Annotated in this window: 11 protein-coding genes; 1 reads left to right on the forward strand and 10 read right to left on the reverse strand. The window is 68.1% G+C overall.

All coding sequences use genetic code 11. The annotated features are described in order from the left end of the window. Nucleotides 1-110: 110 nt before the first annotated feature. From secA to A5645_RS14275, 3 genes are all read right to left on the reverse strand, one after another. Entirely contained in the window at nt 111-2,969 is a 2,859-nt protein-coding gene (secA, locus tag A5645_RS14265) for a preprotein translocase subunit SecA (protein ID WP_065129966.1), read from the reverse strand. 74 nt (nt 2,970-3,043) lie between these two features. Continuing rightward, nucleotides 3,044-3,730: a ribosome hibernation-promoting factor, HPF/YfiA family gene (hpf, locus tag A5645_RS14270; RefSeq protein WP_065033858.1), complete on the reverse strand. Its 687-nt coding sequence runs from the start codon at nt 3,728-3,730 to the stop codon at nt 3,044-3,046. Between the two features lie 301 nt (nt 3,731-4,031). Next, entirely contained in the window at nt 4,032-4,664 is a 633-nt protein-coding gene (locus A5645_RS14275; RefSeq protein WP_065129967.1) for a ComF family protein, read from the reverse strand. Between the two features lie 159 nt (nt 4,665-4,823). Between A5645_RS14275 and A5645_RS14280 the strand changes: the two genes are divergently transcribed. Further along, nucleotides 4,824-5,711 (forward strand): L,D-transpeptidase, encoded by an 888-nt coding sequence (locus tag A5645_RS14280; RefSeq protein ID WP_081288351.1) that lies wholly within the window; start codon nt 4,824-4,826, stop codon nt 5,709-5,711. A gap of 9 nt (nt 5,712-5,720) precedes the next feature. Here the strand turns inward: A5645_RS14280 and A5645_RS14285 are convergent, their stop codons facing one another. The 7 genes from A5645_RS14285 to ahcY all read right to left on the reverse strand — a co-directional run bounded on the left by A5645_RS14285 (nt 5,721) and on the right by ahcY (nt 13,855). Continuing rightward, nucleotides 5,721-6,254 carry a hypothetical protein gene (locus tag A5645_RS14285; RefSeq protein ID WP_231122943.1) on the reverse strand — a complete coding sequence of 178 codons (534 nt, stop codon included), beginning with the start codon at nt 6,252-6,254 and terminating at the stop codon, nt 5,721-5,723. 258 nt (nt 6,255-6,512) lie between these two features. Beyond that, nucleotides 6,513-7,355, reverse strand: coding sequence for a hypothetical protein (locus A5645_RS14290; protein WP_065129969.1), 843 nt, complete (start codon nt 7,353-7,355; stop codon nt 6,513-6,515). A 28-nt stretch (nt 7,356-7,383) separates the two neighbouring features. Further along, nucleotides 7,384-9,141: an MtrAB system accessory lipoprotein LpqB gene (gene lpqB, locus A5645_RS14295; protein WP_065129971.1), complete on the reverse strand. Its 1,758-nt coding sequence runs from the start codon at nt 9,139-9,141 to the stop codon at nt 7,384-7,386. Beyond that, nucleotides 9,142-10,839 carry an MtrAB system histidine kinase MtrB gene (gene mtrB / locus A5645_RS14300; protein WP_065129973.1) on the reverse strand — a complete coding sequence of 566 codons (1,698 nt, stop codon included), beginning with the start codon at nt 10,837-10,839 and terminating at the stop codon, nt 9,142-9,144. A gap of 34 nt (nt 10,840-10,873) precedes the next feature. Next, nucleotides 10,874-11,560, reverse strand: coding sequence for a two-component system response regulator MtrA (gene mtrA / locus A5645_RS14305; RefSeq protein WP_036353256.1), 687 nt, complete (start codon nt 11,558-11,560; stop codon nt 10,874-10,876). 90 nt (nt 11,561-11,650) lie between these two features. After that, on the reverse strand, nt 11,651-12,283 hold the full coding sequence (locus tag A5645_RS14310; RefSeq protein ID WP_065129975.1) for a dTMP kinase: 633 nt from the start codon (nt 12,281-12,283) through the stop codon (nt 11,651-11,653). Nucleotides 12,284-12,376: 93 nt separating this feature from the next. Beyond that, nucleotides 12,377-13,855: an adenosylhomocysteinase gene (ahcY, locus tag A5645_RS14315; RefSeq protein WP_065033886.1), complete on the reverse strand. Its 1,479-nt coding sequence runs from the start codon at nt 13,853-13,855 to the stop codon at nt 12,377-12,379. Between the last annotated feature and the right edge of the window lie 33 nt (nt 13,856-13,888).

The following is a 13,888-nucleotide window of genomic DNA, read 5'->3' on the forward strand; positions in this document are numbered from 1 at the left end:
CCCCCCACTGGCGCCGCGCCCCACAACTTGGCGCGGCTGGGCCCCCGCGCGCACCCGCGAAAGCCCCCGACACGCCGAGCGTGCGGGGGCTTTCGCGTCTGCTCGCGGGTCTAACGCTTCTTGACCGATTTCGGCGGCTTGGCGCCGCGGCCCTGCTGTCGCGCAGCGGCGCGCCGTTCCCGTCGACTGCCACCGGCGGCGGCCCCCGCTGCGGCCTTGGCCGCCGCACCACCGTTGCGCTGCACCTGCGCCGAACCGTCCTCCGACGGCCCGCTGTAGGTGAGCGCCGGCGCCTCGTTCTCAATTCCCTTGGCGCGCAACGTGCTAACCGGTTCCTTGAGAGCCGGCGTGGGCGCCGGTGCTTCGTCGGCCGTTTCGTCGCCGGCCTCAGCGGAACCCAACTCGGCAAGGCCTTCCGGCGGTTCGACCGGGGCGAGGTCGACCTGCGGGGCCGGGACCGCTTCCACGCTGACGTTGAACAGGAAGCCGACCGACTCCTCTTTCATGCCCTCGAGCATGGCGGTGAACATGTCGTATCCCTCGCGCTGGTACTCCACCAGCGGGTCGCGCTGGGCCATCGCGCGCAGCCCGATGCCCTCCTTGAGGTAGTCCATCTCGTAGAGGTGCTCGCGCCACTTGCGGTCGATGACGTTGAGCAGCACGTTGCGCTCGAGCTGCCGCATTGCGCCCTCGCCGGCGATCTCCTCCAGCTCGGCTTCCCGTTTCGCATAGGCACGGTCGGCGTCCTCGAGCAGCGCCTCGAGCAGCTCTTCGCGGGTCAGGTCGTCGCGCTCGGACTCCTCGTCGCGATGGGTGAGCTCCTCGTGCGAGATGCCCACCGGATACAGCGTCTTGAGCGCCGTCCACAGCGCGTCGAGGTCCCAGTCCTCGGCGTAGCCCTCGGCGGTAGCGCCGTTGACATAGGCGGTGATGACGTCGGTCAGCATCTCCTTCGCCTGCTGCTGCAGGTTCTCACCCTCGAGGATGCGGCGACGCTCGGCGTAGATGACCTTGCGCTGCTGGTTCATCACCTCGTCGTACTTCAAGACGTTCTTACGCATCTCGAAGTTCTGCTGCTCGACCTGCGTCTGCGCGCTCTTGATGGCCCGGGTGACCATCTTGGCCTCGATCGGCACGTCATCGGGCAGGTTCAGCCGGGTCAGCAGGCTTTCCAGCGCCGCCCCGTTGAAGCGGCGCATGAGCTCGTCGCCCAGCGAGAGGTAGAACCGCGACTCGCCGGGGTCGCCCTGGCGGCCGGACCGGCCGCGCAGCTGGTTGTCGATGCGGCGCGACTCGTGCCGTTCGGTGCCCAGCACGTAGAGACCGCCGGCCTCGATGACCTCCTCGGCCTCCTCGCCGGCCTCTTCCTTGACCTTCGGCAGCTCCTCGTGCCAGGCCTGCTCGTACTCGTCCGGCGTCTCCACCGGGTCCAGGCCGCGCTCGCGCAGCCGCTTGTCGGTGAGAAAGTCGACGTTGCCACCCAGCACGATGTCGGTGCCACGGCCGGCCATGTTGGTGGCCACGGTGATGCCACCGCGCCGGCCCGCCTCGGCGATGATGCCGGCCTCTTGTTCGTGGTACTTGGCGTTGAGCACATTGTGCGGGATGCGCCGCTTGGTGAACTGGCGGGACAGGTACTCCGAGCGCTCCACGCTGGTGGTGCCGATCAGCACCGGCTGGCCCTTCTCGTAGCGCTCGACGACGTCGTCGACCACCGCGATGTATTTGGCCTCTTCGGTCTTGTAGATCAGGTCGGACTGGTCGGTCCGGATCATCGGCTTGTTGGTCGGGATCGGCACCACACCCAGCTTGTAGATCTCGTGCAGCTCGGCCGCCTCGGTCTGGGCGGTACCGGTCATGCCGGCCAGCTTGTCGTAGAGACGGAAGTAATTCTGCAGGGTGATGGTGGCCAGCGTCTGGTTCTCGGCCTTGATCTCGACGTGCTCCTTGGCCTCGATGGCCTGGTGCATGCCCTCGTTGTAGCGGCGGCCGATCAGCACGCGGCCAGTGAACTCGTCGACGATCAGCACTTCGCCGTTGCGGACGATGTAGTCCTTGTCGCGGTTGAACAGCTCCTTGGCCTTCAGCGCGTTGTTGAGGTAGCTGACCAGCGGGGAGTTGGCGGCCTCGTAGAGGTTGTCGATGCCGAGCTGGTCCTCGACGAACTCCACACCCTTCTCGTGCACGCCGACGGTGCGTTTGCGCAGGTCGACCTCGTAGTGGACGTCCTTCTCCATCAGCGGCGCCAGCCGGGCGAACTCGGTGTACCAGCTGGAGGCGCCGTCGGCCGGCCCCGAGATGATCAGCGGGGTGCGCGCCTCGTCGATCAGGATGGAGTCGACCTCGTCGACGATCGCGAAGTTGTGGCCGCGCTGCACCAGGTCGTCCAGCGAGTGGGCCATGTTGTCGCGCAGGTAGTCGAAGCCGAACTCGTTGTTGGTGCCGTAGGTGATGTCGGCGTTGTAGGCGACGCGGCGCTCGTCGGGCGTCATCTGGGCGAGGATGACGCCGACCTCCAGGCCCAGGAAGCGGTGCACCCGGCCCATCCACTCGCTGTCGCGTTTGGCCAGGTAATCGTTGACGGTGACGACGTGGACGCCCTTGCCGGCCAGTGCGTTGAGGTAGGCGGGCAGCACGCAGGTCAGCGTCTTGCCTTCACCGGTCTTCATCTCGGCGACGTTGCCCAGGTGAAGGGCGGCCGCCCCCATCACCTGGACGTCGAACGGGCGCTGGTCCAGCACGCGCCAGGCGGCCTCGCGGGCCACCGCGAACGCCTCGGGCAGCAGGTCTTCGAGCGTCTCGGGGTTCGTGTCGTCGTTGAGACGCTTCTTGAACTCGTCGGTCTTGGCCTTCAGCTCCGCGTCGGTGAGTTTTTCAACGTCGTCGGACAACGTGTTGACATAGTCGGCCACCTTCTTGAGGCGCTTGACCATGCGACCTTCACCAAGGCGCAGCAACTTCGACAGCACAGCTATGTCCCTCGCGGGTAGGAGTCTCGGGCGACCCCCATCCTAGGTGACGACCGAGCGAAGGCCGCTGATCGTCAGGCCAGCCGGATCAAGCCGTAGTCGTAGGCGTGCCGGCGGTAGACCACCGAGGGCCGTTCGGTCTCCTTGTCCAGGAACATGAAGAAGTCGTGCCCGACCAGCTCCATCTCGTAGAGGGCGTCGTCGACCGACATCGGCTTGGCGGGGTGCTCCTTGACGCGCACGACCCGGCCGGGCTGGTGGTCTGGCACCTCGCCGTAGTGGTCGTGCGGTTCGGCCGGCTGGCTGTCGAAGGGGTTGTCGCCGGGCACCACGGCCGTGGCCTCGGCCAGCGACACAGGCGTCTTGTCTCCGTAGTGCACCTTGCGACGATCCTTGGTGCGCCGCAGCCGGTTCTCCAGCTTGCTGACGGCGGATTCCAGCGCGGCGTAGAAGCTGTCGGCGCAGGCCTCGCCGCGCACGACCGGCCCGCGACCGCGCGCGGTGATCTCGACGCGCTGACAGGATTTGCGTTGGCGACGGTTGCGCTCGTGGTCGAGTTCGACGTCGAACAGATAAATGGTTCGGTCGAACCGCTCCAAGCGTGCGAGCTTCTGTGAAACGTAGATGCGGTAGTGGTCGGGGATTTCGACGTTGCGGCCCTTGAACACGATTTCGGCGTTAGCCATCGGTTCCGTTTGGCCGTCGTCAGCCGCCGGCGTCTGGTCCAGAACTTGTTCGGAATCCACGGTAAGCCTTGACATTCGTGACAACTCGTTTCTCTCTTCACGTCACACGCGCCCTGCGTGCCGGTTATTCGGATACGCGCCGACGAGGGTGTAAGCGGTTAAGACACATCGAGAGATGTTCGCCGCCGCAGGCTGCCCGCCGGAGCAAGAAATCGAATTCTCACCTCCTACTCCGGGGTGCTGATCAACCTGGCATTTCGCGACAGTGAGTCGTTGATTCTGATGTCGACGTTAGCCCGAGTTCGCCCAAGCGTGCCACCCCATTCGCGGACCTGTTGCGAGTTCTTCACGTTCTCTTGCGGATTGCTGATTTTCTTCAGGCGCTGGCGATCGTCAGCACCGCCGCCACCGGCACTCCCACGGCGCGCAGCACCCGCACCGATTCGCGCGCCGTGGCGCCGGTGGTGACGATGTCGTCGACGATCAGGACCTCGGTGCTCGGCCGAGGCCCGCGCAGCAGCACCCGCCCGGTGATGTTGCGTTCCCGGGCCGCGGTGCCCAGGCCCACCGAGTCGCGCGCGAACGCCCTGATGCGCAGCGCGGCCGCGACGGCGATGTCCGGGTGCCCGGCGACCGCCAGCCGCGTCATCCGCGCGACCGGGTCACCACCGCGTCGGCGCGCCGCCGAACGCCGCGTCGGCGCCGGCACCACCGTCAGAGGCGTGTCGACCATGCCCCAAACCAGCAGCCGATGGATGCCGAGGGCCAAATGCCGGGCCAGCGGCGCGACGAGGTCCGCGCGGCCCCGTTCCTTGACGGCCAGCAACGCCTGGCGGCGGGCCCCGGTATAGCGGCCCAGGGCGAACACCGGCACCTGCGGGTCGACCCGCGGACACACCACATGCGGCTCGTCGGCCTTGACCGCGAGCTCTCGCGCACAGGACCCACACCATGGGGTCGCCGGTGCGCCGCACCCCGCGCACTGCAGTGGAAGGACCAGGTCAAGCACGGTGCCAGTGTGCCGGACCTGGGTGACACACCGATTTCACCAGTGACCAACCTGTAACCGAACCCTGACCGAAACGCTCACTGTCGCTTGCATATTCGCACGTCGCGCCGGCCCTACGATCGACGGCAATCTGCTATTTGAAAGGTGTTGAAAAAAGCGATGCGGGCGGCAATGCGGTCGGTTCTTGTGGTGATCGGTATCGCTGCGACGGTGTTGGCCGGGCCCACCGGCGTGACGATGACGAGCGCGTCGCGGGGTTATTTCGACATCGCATCGATCGCGCCGGGGCGCGGCGCGGTGGTCGGCGTCGCGCATCCGGTGGTGGTGACCTTCCACAATCGGGTGGTCAATCGCGCCGCGGTGGAACGCGCCATCGCGGTGACGTCGGTGCCCGAGATGACGGGCCGGTTCGAGTGGATCGAGGACAACGTCGTGCAGTGGGTCCCAGACAGGTACTGGCCGGCGCACAGCACGATCGCGCTGTCGGTGGGCGGCCTGCGTACCGACTTCAAAACGGGTCCCAAGGTCGTCGGCGTCGCCAACATCGCCAACCACACCTTCACCGTGAGCATCGACGGCGCCGACCCGGAATCGCCGCCGTCACTACCCGCACCGCATCACCGTTCGCACTTCGGCGAGACCGGGGTGCTGCCGGCCAGCATGGGCAGACCGGAGTTCGCGACGCCGGTCGGCACCTACACCGTGCTCGCCAAAGACCGTTCGGTGATGATGGATTCGAGCAGTGTCGGCATCCCCGTCAACGACCCCGACGGTTACCGGCTCAACGTGGAGTACGCCGTCCGAATCACCAACCGCGGTCTGTACGTGCATTCCGCGCCCTGGGCGGTGCCGTCGATGGGGGTCGACAACGTCAGCCACGGCTGTATCAGCCTTACCCCCACCGACGCCGAGTGGTACTACGACACCGTCCACATCGGCGACCCGGTGATCGTCGAGGAAGGCGTCGCCACGATCCGCAGCGACAAGGAAGCGGACCCGAAACCGGTGCAACCGTCGACCCTCAACCCTGAGCGGCCGCCCTCATGAGACGCAGCGCTACTGCGCCGGAGCCAGGGCCGCCCCACAGGTTGGCAGCGCCGTCGTCATACCGGCCAGGAACGCCGGAATGGGCGCGGGCGGCGGCACTTCGGCCGCGGCGGGTGCTGCCGGACCGGGCACCACCACCGGCGCGGGCGCCGGCGCTACCGTGCTCGGTGCGCCCTTGCCCGTCCCCGCCATGGTGGTCAGCGGAGCACCCGGGACAACGTCGGCGGGCAGCGCCGCGCCGGCACCCGCAGGCACCACCGGCGGCACCACCGGCACCGGCGGCACGACCGGCACGGGCGGTGGCCCCGCCAGCGGCGGCACGACCGGCACGGGCGGCACGATCGGCGCCAGCGGCACGGCGCCGGCTACCGGACCGGGCAGCACCACCGGTGCAGCCGCACCCAACCCGGCCTGCTGCTCAATGCAGCTCGCTCCGCCGGTCGGGAACGGGGTTGCCCCCGCGCCCGGGCTGAAGGCCAGAGCCGCACCACACAACCCCGCGCCGGCAGCAACCGCTACGCAGAATCGATTCTTGATTGGCAACGCCAACTCCGTTCGTCTTCCCCATCGCCCCCGCAGTCATTCGACAATGCGGAACCGTATCGGCGCGTCGAATCCTTGCCTAGACCACCGATTTGTTGGATGCCGAACCGATACCGCGCCCCCGCCGGGTCGTGATCGCGGCTTTCCCAAATGGTGATTTAGGCAAGGCTTTTGACCGAACGGGGCCGGGTGTCGTCGTAGCGGGCCGGCCGTGCTCAGGTAGCCGGACGAGGCTACACAGCAAACATCGGCCGCCGGTCAGTCCGACCGCCACAGCAGCGACGGCCAGCTGAAGCTGAGCGCCCCCTGGCTCAACCGCGTGATCAGGTCTTCCAGCGCCCGCATCGGCAGCTCCATGCGCCACTCGGGAAGCAGGCCGGACACCCGCAGCGAGTCCTCCGCCATCTCCACCCCGGTGATCATCAGCCCGTGTGGCAACTCGGGCAGCGGGACCTCGTACGCCGGGGTGCGTACCGGCAGCTTCCAGCGGCGCTGCCCGGTGACCAATGCCCGCGGGCGCAGCCACAACGTCGTTCCCGTCACCTCGGCGTCGACCTCCAGGCCGCCCCACCCCGGCCGGCGCGCCCAGCGCAGCCGTGTGGTCCCGTCCTGGCCCAGCTCACTGCGCAAATGTGGCGCCGCCTGTTCCAGCACGCCGTCGAAGACCTCTTTCGGCAACTCGGTGGACAACTCGGCGGGGGCGGCCACCACCAGCGGCGGGACGCCGGGCCGGATGTGGACGTTGCGCAGCACGGCAACCGCGCTCTGCAGCCGTTGCCCGGAATCGTTGTCGCCCCAGCTGATGTCGCGGGTGGCGACCCGGACCTCACCGAGCTGTCCGACGGCCAATCCCTGCGGGTCCAGCTCCGATTCCAGCTCGGTGACGGTAAGCCGCACGTCGTGCTCACCGATGCGCACCGTGACGTCCTTGCCTACGAGCAGCTGCTGCAACGTCGCGAACAATGTCCGGTAGGGCACGGTCGCCGCTTGGGTGGTGGCCGCGCTGACCGACGGCAGGCCGGTAGCCGACCACAACGAGGCCAGCGCGTCCAGCGCGCGGAACGGGTCATCCCAGCGCAAGAACGGAACCTTCGGCGACATCGGAAAAGCGCCTCCTACGTAACGCCAATCATCCCGGCAGAACCGGCGCCGCCCCACCGATCATCAAGCCCGCGACCTCCGACCAGCCCTGCTGGTTTTCGGCCGCCGACGCCGAATACATGAGTACCCCCTGCGGGCCCGCCACGTACACCGTGGACGGGTTTGCGGCGATGGCGAACAACGGGATCTGCAATCCGCGGCTGGGGGCGTCGGAGTTCACCCCGTCGAGGTTCACATAGGACACCGGGTGGGTGGCGTCGTTGCGCGTCACCACGATGTCGTCCCCGGTCCGCCAATACAGCGACACCACCGAGGTGCCCAGGCCGAAGCCGAGCCGGCGCGGATAGGTGAGCGCGAACTGGCCGGCCTGGGTCTGCTCGACGCCGGCCAGGATGACCTGTCCCCCGATCACCATCGCCGCCCGTGTCCCGTCCCGCGACAGCTGCAGGTCGGTGATCGGCCCGGGGAAGCGACTGGACACAGCCGTGGAGTCGACGGGGATGCGCGCCGGCTGACCCGACGCGGGCTCCTGGATGGCGCGCAGCACGTTGTTGGCGTCGACGACCACCCAGACCGCGTCGTCCAGCGACCAGCTGGGCCGGGACAGGTTGTGGCCGTCGGCGGACTGGACCGCTTCGCCGCCGAGATCGCCGATCCACAGCGACGCTGCCATGTCTGGGGCGCCGCGCCGCAGCGTGACCACCGAGGCCACCTGCCGCCCGCTGCGGGACAGGGCCGCCCCGGTCTGGTCGCCCATGTGCCCGAAAGCTCCCGGCACGGTGTCGATGTGCTGCCCGTTCAGCGCCACCAGCGACCCGCCCACCAGGGCGTGCAGGCCGGCGCCGGCTCCGTCGGCGACGCCCGGGTCGGTGGCGGCGACGTCAGATGTGTTCCAGCCCTGGGCAAATCGGTCGTCCAGCGGGGCGCCGTCGGCGTTGATCACGTAGGGGCCGCGAATGTCGGCGCGGGCCAGGGTCCAGATGATCTGCGCGGCGAGCAGCGCCCTGCTGTGCGGGTCGGTGGTGGCCAGCTTCTCCAGTTCGACGCGGGCGCCGCCGTAGCCCTTCCCGACGCCGCTCTTGCCGCCGTCGGCCCGGGTGACCGGTCCACGCAGCCGCAGCGGTGGCGCGAGCAGGTTGCGCACCGTGTGCGCCATCTCCGGGCGCGGCCCGGCCAGCAGTTTGGAGATCAGTTCGGTGGCCAGCTGGTCGTGGTCGGACACCGCCACGTAACGCGGATCGGGCACCACCGTCTTGCCGGTGGGGTCGGCGAAGTACAGCGTGTTGCGCTTGTAGGTCGCCTGGAACTGCTGCCAGTCCAGGAACACCCCGTTGGGCAGCCGGTCGATGCGCCAGCCGCCCGAGGTCTTGACCAACTCGATCGGGCCGGGATCCGGCAGCTGGCCTTCCGCGGTCTCGAAGACGCCCACGTCGGACAGCGAACCCAGGATGTCCGCCCGCATGTTGGCCGAAACCCGTTCTGCATCACGGGTTTCGACGAATACCACGTGGTCGATCAGCAACGCGCTACCGGCGTCGTCCCAGGAATTGGAGGCCGACTGGGTGAGGAACTGGCGCGCGGCCAGGTGCCGGTTGGCCGGGTCGGCGGTGGCCTTGAGGAATTCGCGCAGCAGCACGTCGGGGTCCATGCCCGGGGTGGGTTTGGGCAGGTTCGACGGCGCCGGCCGCTCGACGGTGCCGATCGCCTGCGGCGCCGACGAGCTGGGCACGCTCGCGCAACCGGCCAGCAGCACAGCCGTCATCAAAAGCATCAGCAGCCTGCGCATCTACCCGCCCCACTCGGCGTGCTCGCGAAGCCGCTGCTGCTCGGCCGTGTGCTCCGGCGCGGCGGGCTGCCCGTTCGGCTGCTGCGGGGGCGGCTGGGGTATCGGTTTCATGGGCAGCGGACTGGTGGTGACCTTGTGGCCGCGGACCAGCGGCAGCGTCAGCCGGAAACACGCTCCCTGGCCGGGCTCGCCCCAGGCTTCCAGCCTGCCCTGGTGCAGGCGGGCGTCCTCGATGCTGATCGCCAGCCCCAGACCCGTGCCGCCGGAGCGGCGCACCCGGGACGGGTCCGAGCGCCAGAACCGGCTGAACACCAGCTTCTCCTCGCCGGGCCGCAGGCCGACGCCGTAGTCACGAACGGTGACCGCGACCGTGTCCACATCGGCGCCCATCCGGATCCGGACCGGTTTGTGCTCGGCGTGGTCGATCGCGTTGGCGATCAGGTTGCGCAGGATCCGCTCCACCCGGCGGGCGTCCACCTCGGCGATCACCTCGTCGGTAGGCATGTCCACCAGCAACTCGATGCCGGCTTCCTCCGCCAGGTGGCCGACGTTGACCAGCGCGTTGTTGACGGTGGTGCGCAGGTCGACCGCCTCGACCGAGAGCTCGGCCACGCCGGCGTCGTGCCGGGAAATCTCCAACAGGTCGTTGAGCAGGGTCTCGAAGCGGTCCAGCTCGTTGACCATCAATTCGGTGGAGCGCCGCAGCGCCGGGTCGAGGTCGGCGCTGTGGTCATAGATCAGGTCGGCAGCCATGCGCACGGTGGTCAACGGCGTCCGCAGCTCGTGGCTGACGTCGGAAGTGAAGCGGCGCTGCAGGTTGCCGAACTCCTCCAGCTGGGTGATCTGGCGGGACAGGCTCTCGGCCATGTCGTTGAACGACACCGCCAGCCGGGCCATGTCGTCCTCACCACGCACCGGCATCCGTTCGGACAGGTGGCCCTCGGCGAAGCGCTCGGCGATCCGGGACGCCGAACGCACCGGGTTCACCACCTGCCGGGATACCAACAGGGCGATGCCGGCGAGCAGCACCAGCAGCACAACTCCCCCGGTGGCCATGGTGCTGCGCACCAGCGTGATGGTGGTCTGCTCGTTGACCAACGGGAAGATCAGGTACAGCTCCAGGTTGGCCACCCGCGAGGACGTCGGTGTGCCCACGATCAGCGCCGGCCCAGAAAACCCCTCGGTGTGCACGGTGGCGTACTGGTAGGCGGCCTGCCCCGCTTTTACGAAGCCGCGCAGGGCGTTGGGCACCTGGTCGACGGGACCTGCGGTCGAGGCGGCGCGGGGCCCGTCGCCGGGCACCATCAGCACCGCGTCGAACGAGCCGGCCAGCCCGGCGCCGGAGGCGGGATCGGTTTTGGACGTCAGCGTGTTGCGGGCCAGCTGCAGGCTGCTGTCCAGCGAGCGGGTCTCCTCGCCGTTGACGATCCCGCTCACCGTGCTGCGCGCCCGCTCGATCTGGTCGATCGCCGCCTTGACCTTGACGTCGAGCACGCGATTGGTGACCTGGCTGGTCAGCACGAAGCCCAGCGCCAGGATCACCGCCAGGGAGAGGCCAAGGGTCAGGGCCACGACTCGCAGTTGCAGTGAACGCCGCCAGACCACGGCCACGGCACGACTCAACGCGCTCATGCCGCGTGCCATGGGGCCCGAGCGCCCCCACCGACCTCGACTACGTCGCCGCGATCCCCATATCAACGCCGGCGCCGCTTTGCATCATCGGCCGGGGGGATCACGGAGGTCCGGCCTTGTATCCCACTCCTCGAACGGTCAGAACCACGGTCGGGTTCTCAGGATCCTTCTCGACCTTCGCGCGCAGGCGCTGGACGTGCACGTTCACCAGGCGGGTATCCGCCGGGTGCCGGTATCCCCACACCTGTTCGAGCAGCACATCACGAGTAAACACCTGGCGCGGTTTGCGCGCCAACGCGACCAACAAGTCGAATTCCAGCGGTGTCAGCGAGATCTGCTCACCGTTGCGCGTCACCTTGTGCGCCGGCACGTCGATGTCGACGTCGGCGATGGAGAGCAGCTCGGCAGGCTCGTCATCGTTGCGGCGCAGCCTCGCCCGCACCCGCGCGACCAGCTCCTTGGGCTTGAACGGCTTCATGATGTAGTCGTCCGCGCCGGATTCCAGGCCGAGCACCACGTCCACGGTGTCGGTCTTGGCCGTCAGCATGACGATCGGCACACCCGAATCGGCCCGCAGCACCCGGCACACGTCGATGCCGTTCATGCCGGGCAGCATCAGGTCCAACAGGACCAGATCGGGCCGCAACTCGCGTACCGCGGTCAGGGCCTGAGTACCGTCGCCGATGACCGCGGTGTCGAAACCCTCCCCACGCAACACGATGGTGAGCATCTCGGCCAGCGAAGCGTCGTCGTCGACGACCAAAATCCTTTGCCTCATGGACTCCATGGTGTCACCAGATCAGGACAAAACTGTCGCACCACACGGGCGTTTCTTGTCCGATCGGCCCAAATCTGGGCGAATCGGGGCGAAATTGTGCTAATCGGCCGTCAAAGTGGCCGCCAACCCGCCCGGATTGACGTCGGCGTCGACGACGAGCCACCGCCCGCCCCAGTGCGCCGCGGCCAGTTCGGCGTACACCGCACCGGTGCGCCGCTGCAGCCCGTCGTCGCGTTCGTAGCTGTCGCGCGCCCGGCCCGGGTCGCTCTCGGCGCGGCTGCGGGCTCGCTGGCCGGCCAGCTCGGCCGACACCGCGAGCAGGATCTGGAAGTCCGGCGCCGGGAGCGCGAGCCGCTCGTATTCGAGCTCGCGCACCCACGTGACCGCATCGCCGGTGGCGTCCTGGTGCAGGCGCGCGGCGCTGTAGGCGGCGTTGGACGCCACGTAGCGGTCCAAAATCACCACGTCGTGCTCGCCGGTCAGTCGCTCGATCTCGGCGATCGCCGCGGCGCGATCGAGCGCGAACAGCGTCGCCATCGCATAGACCGACTCGGCCAGGTCGCCATGCCGGCCGCGCAGTGCCTCGGCGGCGAGGTCGGCCGTGATCGAGTGCCCGTAGCGCGGGAAGGCCAGCGTGGCGACGGACTTGCCACCGGCTTGCAGCGCCGCCCGCAACCCGTCGGTCAGCGTGCGCTTGCCCGAACCGTCGACGCCTTCGATCGCGATCAGCACCGCGCGAGCCTATCGGTGGTGGCGCGAGCAGACGCAGATTCGCACTGGAAAGTGCTCGCTGGTGCGATTCTGCGTCTGCTCGGCGAAGGAAAATCAGTAGCGGTAGTGGTCCGGCTTGTACGGGCCCTCGACGTCGACACCGAGGTACTCGGCCTGGTCCTTGCTCAGCTTGGTCAGCTTGCCGCCAAGGGCCTCGACGTGGATGCGGGCCACCTTCTCGTCGAGGTGCTTGGGCAGCCGGTACACCTCGTTGTCGTACTCGTCGTTCTTGGTCCACAGCTCGATCTGGGCGATCGTCTGGTTGGCGAAGCTGTTGCTCATCACGAACGACGGGTGTCCGGTGGCGTTGCCCAGGTTCAGCAGGCGGCCCTCGGACAGCACGATGATCGAGCGGCCGGTCTCGCCGAAGGTCCACAGGTCGACCTGCGGCTTGATGTTGGTCCGGGTGGCACCCGAGCGCTCCAGCGCGGCGATGTCGATCTCGTTGTCGAAGTGCCCGATGTTGCCCAGGATGGCGTGGTCCTTCATCGCCTTCATGTGGTCGAGCGAGATGATGTCCTTGTTGCCGGTCGCGGTGACGACGATGTCGGCGTTGCCGATGGCCTCCTCGACCGTGACCACGTCGAAGCCCTCCATCAGGGCCTGCAGCGCGTTGATCGGGTCGATCTCGGTGACGCTGACGCGCGCACCCTGGCCCTTGGCGGCCTCCGCGCAGCCCTTGCCGACGTCACCGTAGCCGCAGATCAGCACGTTCTTGCCGCCGATCAGCGCGTCGGTGCCGCGGTTGATGCCGTCGATCAGCGAGTGCCGGGTGCCGTACTTGTTGTCGAATTTGGACTTGGTGACCGAGTCGTTGACGTTGATCGCCGGGAAGGCCAGGTCCCCCGCGGCGGCGAACTGGTACAGCCGCAGCACGCCGGTGGTGGTCTCCTCGGTGACGCCCTTGACCGACTCGGCGATCTTGGTCCACTTGCCCTTGTCGGTCTCGAAGCGGGCGCGCAGCAGGTTCAGGAAGACCTTCCACTCGGCCGGGTCGTCGTCCTCGGCGGGCGGCACCACGCCGGCCTTCTCGTACTGCATGCCGCGCAACACCAGCATCGTGGCGTCACCGCCGTCGTCCAGGATCATGTTGGCGGGCTTGTCCGGGTCCGGCCAGGTGAGCATCTGCTCGGCGGCCCACCAGTACTCCTCGAGCGTCTCGCCCTTCCACGCGAACACCGGCACGCCCTTGGGCTCTTCGGGAGTGCCGTGCGGGCCCACCACAACGGCGGCCGCGGCGTGGTCCTGGGTGGAGAAGATGTTGCACGACGCCCAGCGCACTTCGGCGCCCAGGCTGGTCAGCGTCTCGATCAGCACCGCGGTCTGCACGGTCATGTGCAGCGAGCCCGAGATACGGGCGCCCTTCAGCGGCTGGACCTCGGCGTACTCACGCCGCAGGGACATCAGGCCGGGCATCTCGTGCTCGGCGATGCGGAGTTCCTTGCGGCCGAAATCCGCGAGCGACAGGTCGGCAACCTTGAAATCGATGCCATTGAGAACGTCGGCGGTCAGCGAATTTTCGAGCGTCGTCATTGCGTGTTTCATCCTTCTGCGGGTCTAACGGGG

Origin of the sequence: Mycobacterium asiaticum (assembly GCF_001673635.1) — a bacterium.
Lineage (GTDB): Bacteria > Actinomycetota > Actinomycetes > Mycobacteriales > Mycobacteriaceae > Mycobacterium > Mycobacterium asiaticum_C.